Source organism: Pseudomonas nunensis (assembly GCF_024296925.1).
Lineage (GTDB): Bacteria > Pseudomonadota > Gammaproteobacteria > Pseudomonadales > Pseudomonadaceae > Aquipseudomonas > Aquipseudomonas nunensis.
In genome coordinates this window covers 3,859,393-3,881,783 of sequence record NZ_CP101125.1, presented here as the reverse complement: position 1 = coordinate 3,881,783, position 22,391 = coordinate 3,859,393, and the positions used below count along the sequence as shown (strand labels likewise).

At 60.5% G+C, this 22,391-nt stretch carries 16 protein-coding genes and 3 tRNA genes; all 19 read left to right on the top strand.

Annotation, left to right across the window (positions count from 1 at the left end; genetic code table 11):
• The first annotated feature begins 36 nt into the window (after positions 1-36).
• The 19 genes from purF (at position 37) to NK667_RS16625 (ending at position 22,389) form a co-directional block, all read left to right on the top strand.
• Complete coding sequence (gene purF / locus NK667_RS16715; protein ID WP_054052943.1) at positions 37-1,542, top strand: amidophosphoribosyltransferase; 1,506 nt, start codon at positions 37-39, stop codon at positions 1,540-1,542.
• 132 nt (positions 1,543-1,674) lie between these two features.
• Complete coding sequence (locus tag NK667_RS16710; protein ID WP_054615508.1) at positions 1,675-2,886, top strand: O-succinylhomoserine sulfhydrylase; 1,212 nt, start codon at positions 1,675-1,677, stop codon at positions 2,884-2,886.
• A complete protein-coding gene (locus NK667_RS16705; RefSeq protein WP_054615507.1) occupies positions 2,883-3,659 on the top strand; it encodes an SDR family oxidoreductase in 777 nt (258 codons plus the stop codon). Before NK667_RS16710 ends, NK667_RS16705 begins: the two co-directional genes overlap by 4 nt.
• Positions 3,660-3,957: 298 nt before the next feature.
• A tRNA-Val gene (locus NK667_RS16700) sits at positions 3,958-4,033 on the top strand.
• A gap of 55 nt (positions 4,034-4,088) precedes the next feature.
• Positions 4,089-4,165: transfer RNA gene (locus NK667_RS16695), tRNA-Asp, on the top strand.
• Positions 4,166-4,257: 92 nt separating this feature from the next.
• A tRNA-Asp gene (locus NK667_RS16690) sits at positions 4,258-4,334 on the top strand.
• Between the two features lie 391 nt (positions 4,335-4,725).
• Positions 4,726-5,235, top strand: coding sequence for a sigma-70 family RNA polymerase sigma factor (locus tag NK667_RS16685; protein WP_054615506.1), 510 nt, complete (start codon positions 4,726-4,728; stop codon positions 5,233-5,235).
• Positions 5,232-6,182, top strand: coding sequence for a FecR domain-containing protein (locus tag NK667_RS16680; RefSeq protein WP_054615505.1), 951 nt, complete (start codon positions 5,232-5,234; stop codon positions 6,180-6,182). Before NK667_RS16685 ends, NK667_RS16680 begins: the two co-directional genes overlap by 4 nt.
• Before the next feature lie 67 nt (positions 6,183-6,249).
• Positions 6,250-8,673, top strand: a complete 2,424-nt coding sequence (locus tag NK667_RS16675) for a TonB-dependent receptor (RefSeq protein WP_054615504.1) — start codon at positions 6,250-6,252, stop codon at positions 8,671-8,673.
• A 351-nt stretch (positions 8,674-9,024) separates the two neighbouring features.
• The gene (locus tag NK667_RS16670) at positions 9,025-10,401 is read left to right on the top strand and encodes a diaminobutyrate--2-oxoglutarate transaminase (protein WP_054615503.1); all 1,377 of its coding nucleotides are present in this window, start codon (positions 9,025-9,027) and stop codon (positions 10,399-10,401) included.
• Positions 10,402-10,598: 197 nt separating this feature from the next.
• Positions 10,599-12,380 carry an IucA/IucC family protein gene (locus NK667_RS16665; protein ID WP_054615502.1) on the top strand — a complete coding sequence of 594 codons (1,782 nt, stop codon included), beginning with the start codon at positions 10,599-10,601 and terminating at the stop codon, positions 12,378-12,380.
• Positions 12,373-13,584, top strand: a complete 1,212-nt coding sequence (locus NK667_RS16660; protein WP_054615501.1) for a type III PLP-dependent enzyme — start codon at positions 12,373-12,375, stop codon at positions 13,582-13,584. Before NK667_RS16665 ends, NK667_RS16660 begins: the two co-directional genes overlap by 8 nt.
• The gene (locus tag NK667_RS16655; protein WP_054616288.1) at positions 13,581-14,996 is read left to right on the top strand and encodes a DHA2 family efflux MFS transporter permease subunit; all 1,416 of its coding nucleotides are present in this window, start codon (positions 13,581-13,583) and stop codon (positions 14,994-14,996) included. The genes NK667_RS16660 and NK667_RS16655 overlap by 4 nt, the downstream gene beginning before the upstream one ends.
• Positions 14,997-15,014: 18 nt before the next feature.
• A complete protein-coding gene (locus NK667_RS16650; RefSeq protein ID WP_413786145.1) occupies positions 15,015-16,874 on the top strand; it encodes an IucA/IucC family protein in 1,860 nt (619 codons plus the stop codon).
• Positions 16,868-17,641 (top strand): HpcH/HpaI aldolase family protein, encoded by a 774-nt coding sequence (locus NK667_RS16645; protein ID WP_054615499.1) that lies wholly within the window; start codon positions 16,868-16,870, stop codon positions 17,639-17,641. The genes NK667_RS16650 and NK667_RS16645 overlap by 7 nt, the downstream gene beginning before the upstream one ends.
• Positions 17,642-17,645: 4 nt before the next feature.
• Positions 17,646-19,475: an IucA/IucC family protein gene (locus NK667_RS16640; RefSeq protein WP_054615498.1), complete on the top strand. Its 1,830-nt coding sequence runs from the start codon at positions 17,646-17,648 to the stop codon at positions 19,473-19,475.
• Positions 19,465-20,379 (top strand): ABC transporter substrate-binding protein, encoded by a 915-nt coding sequence (locus NK667_RS16635; protein WP_054615497.1) that lies wholly within the window; start codon positions 19,465-19,467, stop codon positions 20,377-20,379. The genes NK667_RS16640 and NK667_RS16635 overlap by 11 nt, the downstream gene beginning before the upstream one ends.
• Complete coding sequence (locus NK667_RS16630; protein WP_054615496.1) at positions 20,376-21,365, top strand: FecCD family ABC transporter permease; 990 nt, start codon at positions 20,376-20,378, stop codon at positions 21,363-21,365. Before NK667_RS16635 ends, NK667_RS16630 begins: the two co-directional genes overlap by 4 nt.
• Entirely contained in the window at positions 21,358-22,389 is a 1,032-nt protein-coding gene (locus NK667_RS16625) for a FecCD family ABC transporter permease (RefSeq protein ID WP_054615495.1), read from the top strand. Before NK667_RS16630 ends, NK667_RS16625 begins: the two co-directional genes overlap by 8 nt.
• The last annotated feature ends 2 nt before the right edge of the window (positions 22,390-22,391 follow it).

Genomic DNA, 22,391 nt, shown 5'->3' with positions numbered 1-22,391 from the left:
GTTCAGTTCAGATCCATTAAGTAGGGGTTGCGTCGCATGTGTGGCATCGTCGGTATCGTCGGTAAGTCGAACGTCAATCAGGCGCTGTATGACGCGCTAACCGTGCTCCAGCACCGCGGCCAGGACGCTGCCGGTATTGTCACCAGCCATGATGGCCGGTTATTCCTGCGCAAGGACAATGGTCTTGTGCGTGACGTGTTCCATCAGCGTCACATGCAGCGCCTGGTCGGCCACATGGGCATTGGCCATGTGCGTTATCCGACCGCGGGCAGTTCGACTTCGGCCGAGGCTCAACCGTTTTACGTCAACTCGCCTTACGGCATTACCCTGGCGCACAACGGTAACCTGACCAACGTTGAACAACTGGCCAAGGAGATTTACGAATCTGACCTGCGCCACGTCAACACCAACTCCGATTCGGAAGTGCTGCTCAACGTGTTCGCTCACGAACTGGCCCAGCGCGGCAAGTTGCAGCCTACCGAAGAAGACGTGTTTGCCGCCGTAACTGACGTGCACAACCGTTGCGTCGGTGGTTACGCGGTCGTGGCGATGATCACCGGCTACGGCATCGTCGGTTTCCGCGACCCGCACGGCATCCGCCCGATCGTCTTCGGCCAGCGTCACACCGACGAAGGCGTCGAGTACATGATCGCCTCCGAAAGCGTGTCGCTGGACGTGCTCGGTTTCACCCTGATTCGCGACCTGGCACCGGGTGAAGCGGTCTACATCACTGAAGACGGCAAGCTGCACACCCGTCAGTGTGCGACCAACCCGTCCCTGACTCCGTGCATCTTCGAACACGTCTACCTGGCGCGTCCGGACTCGATCATCGACGGCGTGTCGGTCTACAAGGCTCGTCTGCGCATGGGCGAGAAACTCGCCGACAAGATCCTGCGCGAGCGTCCTGAGCACGACATCGATGTGGTCATCCCGATCCCGGACACCAGCCGCACCGCTGCCCTGGAGCTGGCGAACCACCTGGGCGTCAAGTTCCGCGAAGGCTTCGTGAAGAACCGCTACATCGGCCGGACCTTCATCATGCCGGGCCAGGCTGCACGGAAAAAATCCGTACGCCAGAAGCTCAACGCCATCGAACTGGAATTCCGCGGCAAGAACGTGATGCTGGTGGACGACTCGATCGTTCGCGGCACCACCTGCAAGCAGATCATCCAGATGGCCCGTGAAGCCGGCGCGAAAAACGTCTACTTCTGCTCGGCGGCCCCGGCCGTTCGCTACCCGAACGTCTACGGCATCGACATGCCGAGCGCTCACGAACTGATCGCGCACAACCGTTCGACTCAGGACGTGGCTGATCTGATCGGTGCTGACTGGTTGATCTATCAGGACTTGCCTGACTTGATCGAAGCGGTCGGTGGCGGCAAGATCAAGATCGAGAAGTTCGATTGCGCAGTGTTCGACGGCCAGTACGTTACCGGCGATGTCGACGAGGCTTACCTGAACAAGATCGAGCAGGCGCGTAACGATGCCTCCAAGGTCAAGACTCAGGCAGTCAGCGCGATCATTGATCTGTATAACAACTGAGTAAACGAACGGCCTGTAGGAGCGAGGCTTGCCCGCGAAGCTTTTGGCGTTCCCAAAGGTCCCTTCGCGGGCAAGCCATGCTCCTGCAGGCCGGTTTTGTATCTATTACCGAGTAGGGCAAGGAGTGACAGCATGAGTCAGGATTGGGATGCCGGTCGGCTGGACAGCGACCTCGATGGCGTAGCGTTCGATACCCTGGCCGTACGCGCCGGTCAGCACCGTACGCCGGAAGGCGAACACGGTGATCCGATGTTCTTCACCTCCAGCTACGTATTCCGCACCGCTGCCGATGCGGCGGCGCGTTTTTCCGGTGAAGTGCCGGGTAACGTTTACTCGCGCTACACCAACCCGACCGTGCGTGCGTTCGAAGAGCGTATCGCCGCGCTGGAAAGCGCCGAGCAAGCGGTGGCCACGGCCACTGGCATGGCTGCGATCATGGCGGTGGTGATGAGCCTGTGCAGCGCTGGCGACCACGTGCTGGTGTCGCGCAGCGTGTTCGGCTCGACCATCAGTCTGTTCGAAAAGTACTTCAAGCGCTTCGGCATCGAAGTCGACTACGTGCCGCTGGCGGACCTGTCCGGCTGGGATGCGGCGATCAAGGCCAACACCAAGTTGCTGTTCGTCGAATCGCCGTCCAACCCGCTGGCCGAGTTGGTGGACATCGCCGAACTGTCGAAAATCGCTCACGCCAAAGGCGCGATGCTAGTGGTCGACAACTGCTTCTGCACGCCGGCCTTGCAACAGCCGTTGAAGCTCGGCGCAGACATCGTTGTGCACTCGGCGACCAAGTTCATCGACGGCCAAGGCCGTTGCATGGGCGGCGTGGTGGCTGGTCGCAGCGAGCAGATGAAAGAAATCGTCGGCTTCCTGCGTACCGCCGGGCCGACCCTCAGCCCATTCAACGCCTGGATTTTCCTCAAGGGCCTCGAAACCCTGAACCTGCGGATGAAGGCTCACTGTGCCAACGCCCAGCAACTGGCCGAATGGCTGGAGCAGCAGGACGGTATCGAGAAAGTGCATTACGCCGGTCTCAAAAGCCATCCGCAGCATGAGCTGGCCCTGCGTCAGCAGAAGGGCTTCGGCGCGGTCGTGAGTTTCGAGGTCAAGGGCGGCAAAGAGGGCGCGTGGCGCTTTATCGATGCGACCCGTTTGATTTCCATCACCGCCAACCTCGGCGACACCAAGACCACTATCACCCACCCGAGCACCACCTCCCACGGCCGTCTGGCGCCGCAAGAGCGTGAAGCGGCGGGCATCCGTGACAGCCTGATCCGCATCGCGGTCGGCCTGGAAGATGTAGCCGACCTGCAAGCCGATCTGGCGCGCGGGTTGGCTGCCTTGTGATCGAGTTGTCTACGCCGAGTACGGGCACCCATGGTCGTGTGGCGCTGGTTACCGGTGCCGCACGCGGTATCGGCCTGGGCATCGCGGCCTGGCTGATCAGCGAAGGCTGGCAAGTGGTGTTGACGGACCTGGATCGCATTCGCGGTTCGAAAGTGGCGAAGGTGCTGGGCGACAACGCCTGGTTCATCGCCATGGACGTCTCGAACGAAGGACAGGTCGCGCTGGGCGTCGCCGAAGTGCTGGGGCAGTTCGGGCGTCTGGATGCGCTGGTGTGCAACGCGGCGGTCGCCGATCCGCATAACATCACTCTGGAAAGCCTCGATCTGGCCTACTGGAACCGCGTTTTGGCGGTCAACCTCAGTGGGCCGATGTTGCTGGCCAAGCACTGTGCGCCGTACCTGCGTGCTCACAACGGTGCAATCGTTAATCTGGCCTCGACCCGCGCCGGGCAGTCGGAACCGGACACAGAGGCTTACGCGGCGAGCAAGGGCGGCCTGTTAGCCCTGACTCACGCGTTGGCGATCAGTCTGGGGCCAGAGATCCGCGTCAACGCGGTCAGCCCCGGCTGGATCGATGCCCGGGATCCGACGGCACGGCGTGCCGAACCGTTGACCGATGCCGACCATGCCCAGCATCCGGCGGGCAGGGTAGGGACGGTCGAGGACGTGGCGGCGATGGTGGCGTGGTTGTTATCCAGGAATGCCGGTTTCGTCACGGGCCAGGAGTTCGTGGTGGATGGCGGCATGACTAAGAAGATGATCTACAGCGAGTAGTCCGCATCATTCTGGATGCATTGATGCTGAATGTACCGCCGTCTTCGCGAGCAAGCCCGCTCCCACAGTGGGTTTGTGTGTCGTACACATAATATCTGTTTACTGCCAATCAACTGTGGGAGCGGCGGTGCGACGATTCGACTTGCTCGCGAAAGCGGTCTGTCGGCATAAGCATGATGATGGCGGTTGGCAACGCGCTGTCGAATGACACGATTTTGTCTTTTTCAGAAAAACTTCAATCCTGCTATTGACTTAGGTTCGCTACCTGCGTAAATTTCGCGGCCTCGGAGATGCAAACGGGTGATTAGCTCAGCTGGGAGAGCGTCTGCCTTACAAGCAGAATGTCGGCGGTTCGATCCCGTCATCACCCACCACTTCCGAGAGTCTTGCGAAAGCAAGATGGAAGCTTTTAAAAGCCTCCACCGACGCGCAGCGGTAGTTCAGTCGGTTAGAATACCGGCCTGTCACGCCGGGGGTCGCGGGTTCGAGTCCCGTCCGCTGCGCCATATTTGCGAAGCAGGTTTTGCCCTGGTTCGAGATTGAAAGCCTCGAAGCTTTCAGTCAGACGAGTTAATTGGACGCAAGTCCAAAGCGATACGCAGCGGTAGTTCAGTCGGTTAGAATACCGGCCTGTCACGCCGGGGGTCGCGGGTTCGAGTCCCGTCCGCTGCGCCATATCTGCTTCAAGGCCCACTGAACGCCTTGAAGCTACGAAGAAAGACGCTGGTCATGCCAGTATCCACTTCGAGTCGATAGCAAAGACCCTGGTCGAAAGACCGGGGTTTTTTGTGTCTGCGATTTGGCTTTTCCTTCCTTTTCCCTCGCCTCAGGGATTCGCATCCGCCGAACAGGCGCGATCTGCAATGAATTCTGACGTTTCGTGATAATTCCTCTCAAATACCCGCAGCCCTGATTAACCGGTGCTTGCGTGCCGAAATCCCCCTCTCGTGACTGATTTATTCAAGTATTTACTGGGTGCAAACCGCACAAAGCGCTTTATTTGAAGTCCCATCACTAATTAGAATGAGTCGCATTTAAAATATTTCTTCGCGCAGGGTTCCATTAGATGAGTGATGCAGCGATGCCGACGGGGCAAACCTTCCACGACCTGTACCGCGACCACCGGGGCTGGCTCGAAAGTTGGTTAAGACGACGCATGAGCAACGGCAGTGATGCCGCGGACCTGAGTCAGGACACGTTCGTGCGTTTACTCGCCAGCTCCCAGAGCATCGCCGACCTGCAAGAACCCCGCGCCTACCTGGCGACAGTGGGCAAGCGCCTGCTGACCAACTTCTACAAGCGCCGCAGCCTGGAGCAGGCCTATCTCAGTGCATTTGCGCTGCTGCCAGAGGACTGCGTGCCGTCCCCCGAGCAGCGCTGGATCCTGCTGGAAACCCTGCAAGCCCTGGACGAATTGCTCGATGGCTTGCCGAGCCCGGTGCGACGGGCGTTTCTCTGGAGTCAGCTCGAAGGCCTGGGTTATCAAGAGATCGCCGAACGCCTGCAAGTCTCGGAACGCACGATCAAGCGCTATATGGCTCAAGCCTATGAACATTGCCTGCTGGTGGAGCTGTGATCGGTTCAGCACCTTCGGCTGAAGCCCGCCAGGTCGTGCGGGCCGCCGCGCGGTGGCTGGCGCTGATGGAGTCCGGCTCTGCCAATGAGCGCGATCGTGCCGAGTTGCAGAGCTGGCGCGACAGTCATTCCAGTCACGAACAAGCCTGGCAAAAAGCGCAACTCTTGCGCCAGCGTTTTGCCGACTTGCCTCCAGCCTTGGCGATGGCCAGTCTGGATCGGCCGCAAGCGAGTCGGCGCACCGTCCTCAAACGCGCTGTCGGCGCCGTGGCGCTGGTTCCGGCCGCCTGGCTGATCAGTCGACAGTTGCCGCTGGATGTCTGGAGTGCCGACCTGCGAACGGCAACCGGGGAGGGCAAGAAAGTCCAGTTGGCCGATGGCAGCACGCTGCAATTGAATACCGCGAGCGCCGTCGATATCGACATGAAGAATCGGCTGCTGAAACTCGTGGAAGGCGAAATCGCGCTGAACGTGCCCGGGACCTCGCCGCTGACGATCCAGACGCACTTCGGGCAAGTGATCGTCAGTCAGAGCGAAGTCTGCGTTCGTCAGGGGCAGGCAGGATGCAAGGTCTCGGTGCTTAAAGGCACGGTGCAGTTGCAGCCTTTGCGCGGGCCGGTCTTTTCCTTGCGCGGCGGCCAGCAAGTCAACCTTCAGGCGATGGGCGCCGGCGCTGTCGAGCCATTCGACGTGCTCGCCCCAGGCTGGCGTGACGGTGTGCTGATGGCGCAGAACCAGCCTCTGGGGGATTTTCTGCGCGAGCTCAGCACCTATCGCGCTGGTGTGTTGCGTTGGGAGCCGGAACTGGAATCCCTGCGCGTCACCGGCAGTTTTCGTCTGGAAGACACTGATCGCATCCTTGCGTTGCTAGCGGCCAGCCTGCCGCTGGAGGTGCATTCGCGTACGCGTTATTGGGTAACGCTGCTGCCGCGCAAAAATATTGTTTGAGGTGTGTCCCCTTTTTTCGCGTCGCTTGTCATTGAAGGCAAGTGAAACGAAATCAGAGAGATTCTCAATGCCCGCAGTGATGCCTTGCAGTACGCGTCTGGCTCCATCCAGGCTGCGCCCGTTGTTGCACTTGAGTCTGTTATTGAGCCTGAGTGCCTGCCCGTTGTTCATCACTTCCGGTTGGGCTGCCGATGCGTCTAAACGCAGTTATCAGGTGCCAGCCGGCAGCCTCAGTGCCGCGTTGACCCGTTTCGCGGGGCTTGCCGGAGTCAATCTGTCGGTGGACCCGGCACTCGTCAGCGGGCGTAACAGCCCGGGTCTTTCCGGTGACTTCGCCGTCGAAGAGGGCTTTGCCCGGCTGTTGCAAGGTTCCGGTCTGCAACTGCAACCGGTGGGCGAACAGGCCTACATCCTGACCCCGGCGCCGGAAGGCGGCAGCCTGCAACTGGCGCCGACTTCGATTCTCGGTGCCACAGGCGGATCGGACGGCGAGGTGTATGCCGGTGGCCAGGTCGCGCGCAAAGGCTCGCAAGGCTTGCTGGGCTCAAAAGACTTCATGGAAACGCCGTTCAGCATGACCACCTACACCAGTGAGGCGGTCAAGAACCAGCAGGCGCGGACCTTGGGCGATCTGGTTGCCAGCGATCCTTCCGTTCGTGCGACCAACCCGGCGGGCGGACGTTATGAGCAGTTCACCATTCGCGGTCTCAGCCTGTTCAACAGCGATGTTTCCTACAACGGCCTCTACGGTGTGCTGCCGACTTACACGATCGACATGGAGATGGCTGACCGCGTCGACATCCTCAAAGGCCCGAGCCAGCTCATCAACGGCATCTCGCCCCGGGGCAGCGTCGGTGGCGGGATCAACGTGGTGCCCAAACGCGCCACCGACAAGCCGATCACCTCGTTCACTACCAACTACGCCTCCAACAACCAGATCGGCGGCGCCGTGGATATCGGTCGGCGCTTTGGTGAGGATGACAAGTTCGGTTTGCGCTTCAACGGCGTGAAGCAGTCCGGTGATACCGAATGGGATCACCAGAGCGTCGACCGCGACATGTTCGTGCTGGGCCTGGATTTTCGCGGTGAGCGCCTGCGCCTCTCGACCGACGTCGGGCACACCGAGCGTGATACCGACGCCCCGCAGGAGCGTGTGATCGTCGGCGCCAACGCCCAGGTTCCGCATGCCAGCGAAGTCCGCAGCAACTATGCGCAGCCTTGGAGCAAGGCCCGGACCAAGGACACCTTCGGCACGGTGAATGGCGAATTCGATGTCAGTGATTCCGTAATGCTCTACGGTGGTGTGGGCGCCCGGAAAAGTAATCATGACTTCCTCCGGCATGCCGTTTCGGTTACCAACGACGCGGGCGATTTCAGCGTTCAACCGCGCGACTTCACCCGTGACGAAAATGTCCGCACGGCCAATTTCGGTGTGCGCAACTGGTTCCATACCGGTCCGGTAAGCCATGAAGTCAACCTGGCAGCCAGCTACTTCTACATGGACTTTGAAAACGGCGGCGCCCGTTATGCCGCGTCCCCCAGCAACCTCTATGACCCGGTGGAAACGCCGACGCCGGTCCGACCCACGCGACAGGATCCCAAGGTTTACACCGAGAACCGCTTCAGCGGCGTGGCGTTGTCCGACACTCTGGGCTTTTTCGATGACCGTGTACTGCTGACACTCGGTGCCCGCTGGCAGCGCGTGAAGGTTGACGACTGGTCGGACAATATCAAAGGCGACACGGCCTACGACGAGGAAAAAGTTTCGCCGTCGGGCGGCATCCTGTTCAAGGCCACCGACAAGCTTTCGCTGTACGCCAACTACATGGAAGGCCTGAGCCAGGGCAAGATCGCGCCGTCGACTTCGGTGAACGAAGACGAAATCTTCCCACCGTTCATCAGCCGTTCGGTTGAGGTCGGTGCCAAGTATGACGCGGGTCCGTTCGCCGTCACCGCCGCAGTATTCCGCATCAAGCAGCCGGCCTATGAGACCAACGCCCAGACGCGCGTCTTCGGCCCGAACGGCAAGCGCGAAAACACCGGCGTGGAAGTGAGCATGTTTGGCGAACCGCTCGAAGGAGTCCGCTTGCTCGGCGGCGTCATGTACATCGACAGCGAATTGAAAAACACCACCAATGGCACCTTCGACGGCAATCGTGCGCCTGCGACGCCGAAATACAACGTCAACGTCGGCGCCGAATATGACGTGCGCTCCGTGGAAGGCTTGACCCTGACCAGCCGCGCCATCTATTCCAGCTCGCAGTACCTGGACCAGTCCAACGTCAAGGAAATCGATTCCTGGACGCGTATGGATGTCGGCGCTCGCTACGCCTTTAAGGTCGACGAAAAGAACATCACCTTGCGTGCCAACGTCGAGAACGTGGCGGACAAACGCTACTGGAGTTCGGCCGGTGCCTCGGATGACAGCGAGCCTGGATTGACGCTGTCGACCCCACGAACCTATCTCCTGTCGGCGACCGTCGACTTCTGAATCCATTCAAACGTGCGCTGCGCCACAGGGAGGGGCGCCGCAGTCAGCTATTTCCTTTAGAGGAAGAAACCATGCTCACCCTGACTTGATGAACTATCACGATACATTTCTATAAGTTAGTGCCTGCTCCAAGGTAATAACAAAGTTGTCAGATTTATAACAAGAACATGGCCGGATAATGGCACTGATGATCGACTCTCAGGTTTTCATAACTTGTGAGGTTGTGTGCGCGAAAAGTTTTAATAGCTGGATATCAAGTTATGTAAATATTCCAAAAAAGTCAGGGCCAGTAGTTGCGTCCATTTCTAAATGGGAATAGTTTGCATATCGAAACTTATCGAGGATAAACCGATGTTGAATGATGGCTTATTGCACTCTAATCCATTGCAAAAAACCAATGCCGACTATCTGGCTCGACAAAGCAAGTTCGAATCAAATGTACGCAGCTATCCGCGTAAATTGCCACTGGCAATTGCCAAGGCACACGGAGTCTGGGTAACTGACGTCGAGGGCAATACTTATCTCGATTGCCTGGCCGGCGCTGGTACGTTGGCCCTGGGGCACAATCACCCGGCGGTCATGGCCTGCCTCGACAGCTTCCTCACGTCTGGCTTGCCGATGCACACTCTGGACCTGACGACACCGGTCAAAGATGCCTTCTGCGAGACGCTGCTCAGCCTGTTGCCGGACCAGGGGCGCGATTACTGCCTGCAATTTTGCGGGCCGTCCGGGGCGGATGCAGTGGAAGCGGCGCTGAAACTGGCCAAGACCTACACCGGGCGCAACAACATCATCAGTTTCTCCGGGGCCTACCACGGCATGACCCACGGCGCCCTGGCCCTGACCGGCAACACCGCGCCGAAAAATGCGATCGCTAGCCTGATGCCGGGGGTGCAGTTCATGCCGTTCCCCCACGAATACCGCTGCCCGCTAGGCATTGGCGGCGAGGCCGGGGTCGAGGCGCTGACCCACTATTTCTCCCAGTTCATTGAAGACGTCGAAAGCGGCGTGTCGCTGCCCGCAGCGGTAATTCTCGAAGCGGTGCAAGGCGAGGGCGGGGTCAACTGCGCCCCGGTCAGTTGGCTGCGAGCGATCCGCGAGGTGACGCGCAAGCATGGCATCCTGCTGATCCTCGACGAAGTGCAGACCGGTTTTGGTCGCACCGGCAAGATGTTTGCCTTTGAGCACGCCGAAATCGAGCCGGACCTGATCGTCATGTCCAAAGCCCTCGGCGGCGGTTTGCCCATGGCGGTGCTAGGCATCCGTCGCGAGTTCGACGCGTGGGAGCCGGGCAACCACGCCGGTACCTTCCGCGGCAACCAGATGGCCATGGCCGCCGGGCTGGCCACGATGCAGGTGCTGCAACAGCAACACCTCGCAGCCCACGCCGAGCGCCGTGGCCAGTGGCTCAAGGACCGGTTGGTCGGGTTGCAGAAGCACTATCCGGCGCTGGGCCAGGTGCGCGGTCGCGGTTTGATGCTGGGCATCGAGATTGTCGACGAACGCCAACCGGCTGATCGCCACGGGCATTTCCCGATGGACCCGGCGCTGGCCGTGGCCATCCAGCAACAGTGTTTCAAACAAGGCTTGTTGCTGGAACGCGGCGGGCGCAAGGGCAATGTTATCCGTTTGTTGCCACCGTTGATTATCGACGATGAACAATGCCAACAAGTGATTCAGCGTTTTGATAACGCCGTGGCCGCTGCTTTATTGCAGTTGCGCCCTTGAGTTAATCCATCGAAGTTGCGTAAGCCAATCGCCATGTTTCAGTTTTAGGGTGTTGGTGCAGATGCCATTGATTATTTAAAAGGCTCAACGAAGTCATGTCGTTATGTGGAGTTTCTTCGGCCGTTAAATCAGTCGATCAGCAACTAATTTTTTCGCGAGACGTATTCAGTGACCTCACGGGCTACTGTGGAGCACCCATGAATCATCCAAATCGCAATGTGTTACCGAATATGGTCAGTGAATTGGCAACGACGTGCGCGTTGCTTAATTGCTTGATCAAAGAGTTCGCCTTGCCGGAAAACTGCCTCAGTTACAGTTGGCCGACGCAGATGCAAGGTATCGCTCCGGGCAGTTACCTCGACGGTCTGGAATGGAAGGGCATTCCCCTGACCATCAAGCTGCCCAACCAGCAGCAATTCTTTGTGATGGTGGACCGCCGTGACGGTCTCGGCAGTCACCGTTACCTGTCGGACGTTTATGCCCGGCGCGGCGAGGGCGACTGGTCGTGCCTGGGGTTTTCCGAGTTCGTCGAGCAGTTGCTCACGGCGTGCGAACACATGACCCGCGCCAGCAACGACGAGTTGCTGGATCAGGTGCTGCAAAGCCAGTTGCTGACCGCCGCCATCGTCGGCCACAACACCCCGAAGGATTCGGACCCGCTCAGCGGTTACCTGGCCAGCGAACAGGGCTTGTGGTTTGGTCACCCGAACCACCCGGCACCTAAGGCGCGACTGTGGCCAGCGCATCTTGCCCAGGAAACCTACGCTCCGGAATTCCAGGCGCGCACGTCGTTGCACCTGTTCGAAGTGCCGCTGGAAGGCTTGAGCGTCGGCGCCAACGGCCTGAGCAAAGCGCAAGTGTTGGCCGGTTTTGCCGATCAGTCCCAGGCGCGTCCGGGGCACGCAGTGATTTGCATGCACCCGGTCCAGGCGCAGTTGTTCATGCAGGACGGGCGGGTGCAGCAATTGCTCAAGTCCAAAGCGATTGTCGATCTCGGCGCCACGGGCCTGATGGCCAATCCCACGGCGTCGATCCGCACCTGGTACATCGAAGGTCATGAGTTCTTTATCAAGGGCTCATTGAATGTGCGCATCACCAATTGCGTCAGGAAAAACGCCTGGTACGAACTGGAAAGTGCGCTGATGATCGACCGCATTTTCCGCAACCTGCAACTGACCCAGCCCGAGACACTTGGCGGTTTGTCGGTGGTGGCCGAACCGGGCCTGTTGAGCTGGGCGCCGCACTGCGCCAGCGAAGCCGACAGCCATTGGTTCCGTGAACAGACCGGAGCAATCCTGCGCGAGAACTTCTGCCTCGACAGCGGCACCGACTGCAGCATCATGGCCGGCACGCTGTTCGCTCGCGGCCTGCATCTGCGGCCGTTGGTGCATGAGTTCCTGAGCCGTTTCAACGGCAACGACATCGACGATCAACAACTGTTGAGCTGGTTCGATGATTACCAAGCGCTGCTGCTGCGACCGGTGCTCGCGCTGTTCTTCAACCACGGCATCGTCATGGAACCGCACCTGCAAAACAGCGTGTTGGTGCATGACAACGGTCGCCCGCAACGCCTGCTGCTGCGGGATTTCGAAGGGGTGAAACTGACCGAAGAACTCGGTGCCTCGCGGATCGACGCCGACGTGCATCCACGGGTGCGTGAGTCGTTGCTCTATACCCGCGCACAAGGCTGGAACCGCATCGTCTATTGCCTGTTCGTCAACAACTTGTCCGAGGCCGTGCTGGCCCTGAGTTGGGAGCGTCCGCACCTGGCGCCGCTGATGTGGCAACGGGTCGAGCAGCAACTGATCAGCATCCGCGCCGAACTGACTCGCGCGGCACCGGAGCTGGATGCGCTGATCGACGGTCAGCCGATTGCCTGCAAGACCAACCTGAAAGTGCGTCTGGCGGCCAAGGCTGATCGTCAGGCCGGCTACGTCACCCTGGAGTCCCCGTGGGGCAAGGAGACCCTGCATGGATAAGCTGCCCGCAACGGTGCTGGCCGCTATCGACGAAGCCCGTATCCAAAACGAAGACCCGCTGGCGCTGTTCATCTACGACCTGGACGCGCTGAAACAGCACGTCACTCAAGTGATGGCGGCACTGCCCAAAGGCGTGGAGCTTTACTACGCGATTAAGGCCAACAGCGAACCGCAAATCCTCGCCACCGTGGCGCCGTTGGTGCACGGCTTCGAGATTTCCTCCGGCGGCGAGATTGATCGGCTCCATACTTGCCCGACGCCCAAACCGTTCATCTTCTCCGGTCCCGGCAAACTCGACTCCGACCTGCGTTCAGCGCTGCAACATCAGGTCGAAGCGATTCACATCGAAAGCCTGAATGAAATCGTCCGTCTGCAACGGCTGGCGCTGGAAGCGGGGCGGGTGCAGGACGTGTTGCTGCGGATCAACCCGGAACTGCCGTCGCCACTGTCGAGCAAACTGGCGATGGCCGGCACTGCTACGCCGTTCGGGATTGACGAGTCGGAACTGGCCCAAGCGGTGAGCTGGGTGGATAACGCCAGTCACCTGCGGCTCAAGGGTTTCCATGTGCACGCGATGTCCCATCAGTCGCTGGTGGAACGTCACGAGCAACTGCTGGACCTGTACCTGGAACGCTGGCCGCAATGGAAGGCGTTGTCGGCGAATCCTGCGACCATCACCCACCTTAATGTCGGCGGCGGCATCGGCGTGAATTACCTCGGTCCGCAGCAATTCGATTGGCAGCGTTTGTGCACTCATCTGGGGGAATCCCTGGCGGCGTGTGCCGATGCGCCGATCGTGCGCTTCGAGCCCGGTCGTTTCATCAGTGCGTATTGCGGCTATTACGCGATCGAAGTGCTGGACAGCAAAACCAGTCACGGCAAGCACTTCCTGGTCTGTCGCGGCGGCACCCACCATTTCCGCCTGCCGGTGGCGCAGGGGCACGATCACCCGGTGATTCATCTGCCACGGCATCCCGCAACCTCCGGTGCAGTGCAGCAGAAATGGACCGTGGTCGGGCAACTTTGCACGCCCAAGGATGTGCTGAGCCGCGATTGCCCGCTGACCGGTGTCGAAGTCGGCGACATGCTGGTGCTGCCGCTGGCCGGTGCCTACGGCTACAACATCTCCCACGCCGATTTCCTCTGTCATCCGCGACCGCCACAGCTGTTCGTGCAAGACGCAGGAGGCGCCTCTTGGGTTTGACGGTCGCCGCTCCGCGCTGGCTGGTGGTGGTCAATGTGCTGTTGGGCACATTGACCGTCAGCCTGAATAACAGCTCGCTCAACCCGGCATTACCGGCGTTCATGACTGCCTTCGAGATCGGTCCGCTGCTGGCCACGTGGATCGTCGCGGCATTCATGGTGAGCATGGGCATGACCATGCCGCTCACCAGTTTTCTCAGCCAGCGGGTAGGGCGCAAGCGTCTCTATTTATGGGGCGTGGCGCTGTTTGTCTGCGGCTCGCTGATGGGTGCGCTGGCCAATTCCATCGCGCTGGTGATCACCGCGCGGGTGGTGCAGGGTATTGCCAGCGGGCTGATGATCCCGCTGTCGTTGGCGATCATTTTTTCGGTTTACGCCAAAGGCGAGCGGGGCCGAGTCACGGGAATGTGGGGTGCTGCGGTGATGCTGGCGCCGGCGTTGGGGCCGTTGTGCGGCAGCCTGATGCTGGAGTGGTTCAGTTGGCGTTCGCTGTTCCTGATGAATGTGCCGATTGGCATCGTCGCGTTGATTCTTGGCGTGGCCGTGCTGCCGGCCTCCGAAGCGTCCGAGCGCAAACCGTTCGACTTGGCGGGCTACCTGCTGATTGCGGCGGGCATTGGCCTGCTGATGGTCGCGGTGGGGCGTTTGCGTCACGCCGAAGCCCTGACCGATCCGCTCAACCTCGGCATGTTGCTGGCGGCGATCCTGTGTCTGGTCGCCTTTGTGCGCCTGGAACTGAACCGCACCTCACCACTGCTCAATCTGCGGATCTTCGCCCTGCGCGGTTATCGCCTGAGCGTGATCATCGCGGTGGTGCAGTCGGTCGGCATGTTCGAGTGCCTGGTGTTGCTGCCGCTGCTGGTGCAAGTGGTGATGGGTTACAGCGCGATCTGGACCGGTTTGTCGCTGCTGTGCACCGCGGCGTTTGCCAGTCTGTTTGGGCATCTCGGCGGTCGCTGGCTGGATCGGCACGGTCCGCGAGGCGTGGTGCTCTGGGGGCTGTTGCTGACCGGCGCCGCGACGCTGGGCCTGGGCCTGCTCGGTGCCGGCACCTCCATCGGCGTGGTGTTCTTCCTGATGATGGTGCGCGGCGCCGGGCTCGGTTTGTCGTACATCCCGATTACCACCGCCGGGCTCAATGCGCTGCCCGAACCGATGGTCACCCAGGGCGCGGCGATGAACAACATTTCCCGGCGCCTCGTGTCGTCACTGGCCATCGTCATCGCTTCACTCTGGCTCGAGTTTCGTCTCGGGACCGGGGTTGATTCCGCCGCTACGCCGGGGGCAATCAGTGAAGTGTTCATGGCCACCGGCATCCTGGTTTTGCTGGCGCTGCCCTGCGCCTGGCGTTTTCCCGTCCACGCATCCGATGAGCCGGCCGAGGCACTGCCTTCGGCCCTCGAACAGCGTTAATTCTTTAATCGACAAGGTATGACAATGGCGACCTCATCTCAGGCAACACCTCAGGTTCCAGGCGTCTGGCTGGCGACCGCTGACACTCAGCGCTATCAACAAGTGGAACAGCGGGTGGTCGGCCAACTGCTGCAAACCCTGCTGTATGAAAACGTGCTGCCGTATCAACATTCAACTCTGGCTGGCAGCCAATACCGGTTTGTCGTCAGCGGCGTTGATGCCCTGCAACAACCGGTGGAATACCACTGCACCGGTTTGCTCAGCGCCAGTTTCGAACTGATCCGCCTCGACTACTCCAGCCTTGAGCGCGTCGATGCCCAGGGCAAGCACAGCCAGCCGCGCCTGCATCAGGCACTGGCCGAACTGCTGAGCGAGCTTCAGGACAGCCCGCACCTGCCACGCTTCACCCATGAACTGGAGCAAACCCTGCTCAAGGACCTGCAATCGCGCAGCCAGGGTTATCAGGCTGCAAAGCCACCGTATCAACTGGACGTCGATGCGCTGGAACAGCACTTCATGGACGCCCACAGCTATCACCCTTGCTACAAATCGCGCATCGGTTTTTCGCTGAAAGACAACGCCAATTACGGGCCAGAGTTCGCCACGCCGGTCGCCATTGTCTGGCTGGCCGTGGCGAAAACCTGCGGGGCGATGAACATCTCCCGACACCTGAACTACGACGATTTCATCCAGCAGGAATTCGGCCCTCAGCGCTGGCAGGAACTCGCAGAAAGCCTCACCGATCAAGGCAAGTCGATGGGCGATTACTGGCTGATGCCGGTGCACCCGTGGCAGTGGGAAAACGTTGTTGTCCCGGTGTTCTACCCGGAGTTGGTCAGCGGTGAGCTGATCCATCTCGGCACCACGGATGATCGTTATAAAGCGCAGCAATCGATCCGCACCCTGGCCAACGTCACGGACAAGCAGCGGCCTTACGTCAAGCTCGCGCTGAGCATGACCAACACCTCCAGCACGCGCATCCTGGCCCGTCACACCGTGATGAACGGCCCGATCATCACCGACTGGCTGCACCAGTTGATCCGCAGCGACAGCACCGCTCGCGACCTCGGGTTTGTGATTCTCGGCGAAGTGCTCGGCGTCAGTTTTGACTACGATCACCTGCCCGCCACGCGCATGTCCCAGGCCTACGGCACCATGGGCACGCTGTGGCGCGAAAGCATTCACCAGTACCTGGAAGACGATGAGCAAGCGGTGCCATTCAATGGCCTGAGCTCGGTGGACAACCGCTACGGTGACGGTGAACAAACCCCGTTTATCGACGCCTGGATCAAGCAACACGGCCTGCACGCCTGGACTCGCCAACTGCTGCAAGTCGCGGTGTCGCCGATCATTCACATGCTCTACGCCGAAGGCATCGGCATGGAATCCCACGGGCAGAACATCGTCCTGATCGTCAAGCAAGGCTGGCCGCAACGGATTGCCCTGAAAGACTTCCACGACGGCGTGCGCTATTCGCCGCAACACCTCGGCCGCCCCGAACTGAGCCCAACCCTGGTGCCGCTGCCGGCCAGCCACGCCAAGCTCAACCGCAACTCGTTCATCCTCACTGATGATGTGGATGCGGTGCGCGATTTCTCCTGTGACTCGTTCTTTTTCATCGCCCTGGCCGAGATGGCGATCTTCCTGCATCAGCACTATCAACTGGCCGAAACCGAGTTCTGGCAGATGACCGCCGAGGTCATCACCGGTTACCAGGCTGATCACCCGCAACACCGTGTGCGCTATGACGCATTTGATGTGTTCGCGCCGTTCTATGAAGTCGAGGAACTGACCAAGCGCCGCCTGTTGGGTGATGGCGAACGTCGCTTCAAAAAGGTACCGAATCCGCTGCACGCGTTCCGGCCGCAATCATGCTGAGGACCAATCTGCTCAAGCAGAAGCTCCTTAACGGGGAGTCGGCCTACGGTCTGATCAGCTCGATCCCGGCGCCAGCGGCCATCGAGTTGATTGCCGAAGCCGGTTTCGATTTCGTAATCATCGATATGGAACACGTGCTGATCAACCCGGAAACCGTGGAGAACATGATCCGCACCGCCGAGAGCTACGCGCTCACGCCGCTGGTACGGGTGGCGGACCTTAATCCGAAAACCATGTTGCGCCTGCTCGATGGCGGCGCCCAGGGCATCGTGTTGCCGATGATCGAAAGCCCCGAGTCGTTGGCCGAAAGCATCCGAGCCTGCAAATACCATCCGCAGGGCACTCGTAGCCTGAATGCCGGGCGCCCCGGTGCGTTTGGCAAACACAGCCTGGCGGAATACATCGGTCTGGCCAACGAGCAAATCATGATCGTGGCGATGATCGAAAGCGCCGAAGGCGTGCGGCGCGCGGCTGAGATTGCCGCGGTGCCGGGCCTGGACATGATCCTCGAAGGCGCGGCGGATTTATCGCAATCGATGGGGGCACCGTGGCAGATCGACCGCCCCGACGTACAGCAGGCGTTGCTCAGCAGTTGGCAAGCCGCCAATGCTGCTGGTGTGCCGTATTGCGCGATTCCACGTCAGCCGGGCGACCACGAACGGTGGTTGGGCCGGGGCGTTAAAAGTTTTGTTTTGGGCGACGAGCGTGGCATCGCTTTTCGTGCCCTCCAGGCCAAATTGGCCGCCACTTCAGCAGAAGGAAAATAATCCGATGAACTTCACCACAATGGCCGCCGACAGGGTGATGCAGGATCTGGTCGATTGTTTGCTGGCCGAACATTTTTTCGGCACAGAGCCGCTGAACCTGGTGGCGCCCGCAGCCGACCAGCCGTTCAGCGGGTTGAGCGCCGAGCAGCGCATCTGGGAATGGAAGGGTTCAATCTTCGTCGCCCTGCGCCCCGGCATCACCCAGCAATGGGAGAAAGTGCCGGGCACGCCGGTATTGGGTCGCGAAAATGGCCAACTGACCGAGCTGTCCCCCGAGGTCTTCATGACGCAGATACTGGCCGGGATGACCGACCGCTATCAGGACAATGAAAAGGGCTTCGCGCTGTTCCTCGACGTGCTGCGCACCAGCGTGCGCCAGACCGAGCTGTCCCTGGCCCATCGGGTCAACAGCGAGCGCTTGCTGGAAAAGAGCAACGCCGACTTTTTCCTGACCATGGAGCAGTGGGCTTCGTTGCGTGATCGTCCTTATCACCCGTTGGCCAAAGCCAAGCAGGGTTTGAACGACGCGGAATATCAGCACTATCAAGCAGAATTCGCCCGCCCGGTGGCGCTGAACTGGGTCGCGATCGACCGCACCTTGCTGCAATGCGGCGACGGTGTGACGGACCTGGCGCTGGACAACCCCGCCGAGCACTTGCTGCCATTCGCGCTGCACGCCGGCCTGCAACACGAGATGCAGCAACGGGGCATTTACGAGAGCCATATCGCGCTGCCGGTGCATCCTTGGCAGTTCGATCATGTGTTGGAAGCGCAACTCGGCGATGCCTTCGCCAAGGGTGACTGCCAGCGCCTGGACTTCAACGACGGTGATTTCTACGCCACTTCGTCATTGCGCTCGATGACCCCGTGTTTCAACAGCGCCGACTATCTCAAGTTGCCGATGGCGATCTATTCCCTCGGCGCCTCGCGTTACCTGCCAGCAGTGAAAATGATCAACGGCGGCTTGAGTGAAAAGCTGCTGCGTCAGGCATTGGGCAAGGACGAAACCCTGCAAGAGAAACTGCACCTGTGCGATGAAACCAAGTGGTGGGCATTTATGCCGCCGGACGCGACATTGTTCGATGAAGCGCCGCGTCACTTGGCCGCCATGGTCCGTGGTTATCCACCGGCGCTGCTGGAAGATCGGGACACCCGACTGGTGCCGATGGCCGCCCTCGGCACGCCGCTGCCCGGCAGCAATCAGCACTTCTTCGATGACTGGATGGCCTACCGTCAATTGCCCGCCAACGCCGCGTCGGTGATGACGTTGTTCCGCGAATTGAGCCACAGCTTCTTCGACATCAACCTGCGGATGTTCCGCATCGGCATGCTCGGGGAAATCCACGGGCAAAACGCGGTACTGGTGTGGAAGGCCGGTCAGGCCCAGGGCTTGCTGCTGCGTGACCACGATTCGCTGCGCATCTTCGTGCCATGGCTGGAACGCAACGGCCTCGCCGATCCGGCGTACCGGTTGAAGAAGGGCCACGCCAACACGCTGTATCACGAGCGTCCTGAAGACCTGCTGTTCTGGCTGCAGACCCTAGGCATTCAGGTCAACTTCCGTTCGATCATCGAAACTCTCGCGCTGGTTTACGCGTTGCCGGAGCGCGATTTGTGGAAGGCGATGGGCGAAGTGTTGAACGAGTTGGTTGACACCATCGACTTCGACACCGAAGCTCGGGCGATGATTAAACAGCAACTGTTCGAAGCACCGCACTGGCCACAGAAGTTGCTGCTCACGCCGATGATCGAGCGAGCGGGCGGCCCCGGCAGCATGCCGTTCGGCAAAGGCCAGGTGGTGAACCCGTTCCACCGGTTGCATCGTGAAGACTGACCTTCAACCTCATCCCACCAGGCGCACGCTGTTGCGTCTGTCGTTGGGCGTGCTTGCGGTCAAGTTTTCCATGCCTGCATGGGCGCAGACCGACGCCGCGCCGCTGCGGGTGATCACCTTGTTTCAGGGTGCCTCCGACAGCGCCGTGGCGTTGGGCGTTACGCCGTGCGGCATCGTGGATTCCTGGAGCGAGAAACCCACCTATCACTATCTGCGCTGGGCGCTGGAGGATGTGCCCCACGTCGGTCTGGAGACCCAGCCCAGTCTTGAGGACATCGCGCTGTTGAAACCGGACGTGATCATCGCCTCGCGCTTTCGCCATGAACGCATCGCCCCTTTGCTCAAGCAGATCGCTCCGGTGGTGATGCTGGAGGAAGTGTTCGAGTTCAAAAAGACTCTGGCGCTGATGGGCCTGGCGTTGTACCGCCAGCAACAGGCGGACGAGGTCTTGGCCCACTGGCAACAGCGGGTGGCGCAACTGCGCCTGCAATTGCAGCAGAAGTTTGCCGGACGCTGGCCGCCGACGGTGTCGATTCTGGATGTGCGTGAAGACCACATCCGCAGCTATTTGCCGGCGAGTTTTCCAGGCTCCGTGATCACCGAATTGGGCTTCGACTGGAGCGAAGCCAGTCGGGCGGCGAGCGGGGTGTCGATCAAACTCACCAGCAAGGAAAGCCTCGCCGTGGTGAATGCCGATATTTTCTTCATCTTCTTGCGCGCGGAGAAAGCGGCAGTGCAGCGAAATTATGAAAGCCTGGTGCAGCATCCGCTGTGGCAGCAAATGCGCGCGCCGCAACAGGGCCAGGTGTGGCGGGTTGATGGTGTGGCATGGAGCCTGTCGGGTGGCATGCTTGGCGCAAATCTGATGCTCGACGATGTCGCCCGTCTGGTCAAAGCTTCATGAGCAATGCGTTGAAGATGTGGAGTGCGGGCGTTGTGTTGTTGCTGAGCTGCGTGTTGAGCCTGGCGGTCGGCGCAACCTGGATTCCGCTTTCAGAAATTGCAGCGGCATTCGTGCATCCCGATCCGTTGAGCGTCAGTCATGTGCTGGTCACCACTACGCGCCTGTCGCGCACCTTGATGGCCATGGCCGTCGGCGCGAGCCTCGCGGTGGCCGGTGCACTGATGCAAGCGCTGACCCGCAATCCGCTGGCATCCCCCGGTCTGTTCGGGATCAATGCCGGCGCGACGTTTTTTATCATCCTCGGTTCCTCGTTGTTTTCCCTGGCATCCCCGGACGCCTGGCTGTGGTGCGCGTTTATCGGCGCGGCGGTGGCGGGCAGTCTGGTGTGGCTGATCGGCAACATGGGGCAGGGCAGCCTCAGCCCGTTGCGCATCGTGCTGGCGGGTGCGGCGATGGCGGCGTTGTTCTCCGCGTTCAGCCAGGCGTTGCTCGTTGTGAATCAGGATGGGCTGGACACGGTGCTGTTCTGGCTCGCGGGTTCGTTGACCGAACGCAGCCTGTCGGTCGCCGCGCCGTTGTTGCTGTGCGGCGTGCTTGGCTTGTTTGGCTCGATGTTGCTGGCGGGGCAGGTCAATGTGCTGAACGCCGGCGAAGAAATTGCTACCGGCCTCGGACAGCGCACGGGTTTGATCCGCTTGTTGATGGCCGTGTTGGTGGTGTGCCTGGCGGGAAGCGCGGTGGCGTTGGCCGGCAGCATCGGGTTTATCGGGTTGCTGGTGCCGCACATGGTGCGCAAGGGGTTGTCGATTGACCATCGCTGGTTGCTGCCGGGGAGTGCGCTGCTCGGTGCGATTGTGTTGCTGCTGGCGGATACCTTGTCGCGGGTGTTGATCCTGCCGCAAGAAGTGCCGGTGGGCGTGATGACCGCATTGTTCGGTGCGCCATTTTTTATTCTGTTGGCGCGCCGTGGAGGTCGTTATGGATAAGGTCCTGACCTGGCGTCGCAGCGGGTTTTCCCGGCGGATCAATGTCGCGACGTTATGGCGCTTGTTGGCGGCCGTGGTTGTCACGGCATTGATCATGCTCGGCTCGCTGTCCCTGGGCAAAGTCATGCTCTCGCCGCTGGAGGTACTGCGAATAGTGTTCTCGAACCAGGACGCCAGCCTGACGTTTATCGTCGAGCAACTGCGCTTTCCGCGCCTGTTGCTGGCGGCGCTGGTGGGCGCGGCGTTGTCGGTGTCCGGGCTGATCCTGCAAAGCATCATCCGCAATCCGCTGGCCTCGCCAGACTTGCTCGGCATCACCAGCGGCGCGAGTGCGGCGGCGGTGTTGTACTTGTCGTTTTTCTCGGTGGCGCTGGGCCAACAGTATCTGCCGCTGGCGGCGATGCTCGGCGCGGGATTGGCGGCGCTGGCGATTTATTTGCTGGCCTGGAAACAGGGGACTTCACCGCTGCGGCTGGTGTTGATCGGCGTCGGCATCTCCGCAATGTTGACCGCCGCCACCACGTTCATTCTGGTGTTCAGTCCGTTGACCACGACCCTGTCGGCCTACGTCTGGCTGACCGGCAGCGTGTACGGTGCCAGTTGGCCGGAACCGCTGGCGCTGGGCTCGTGGTTGCTGGGCATTTGTCCGCTGCTGGTGTTTCTGGCGCGGCAGGTGATGGTGCAACAACTGGATGACAGCCTCGCCATGGGCATCGGCGTGCGCGTGCAGTGGTTGCGTGCCGGTCTGTTGCTGGTCAGCGTGGCCTTGGCCGGTGCGGCGATTGCCTGGGGCGGGGCGATTGCGTTTGTTGGGTTGATCGCACCGCACATTGCCAAGCGTCTGGTAGCGCCGGGGTTTGGCGGTCAGGCGGTGATGGCGGCGCTGGTCGGCGCGAACCTGGTGGTGCTGGCTGATCTGGCCGGGCGCACGCTGTTTTTGCCGCTGGACCTGCCCGCCGGGATTTTTGTCGCCGTGCTCGGCACACCCTTTTTTCTCTATCTGTTGATTAAACAACGTCATTAAGG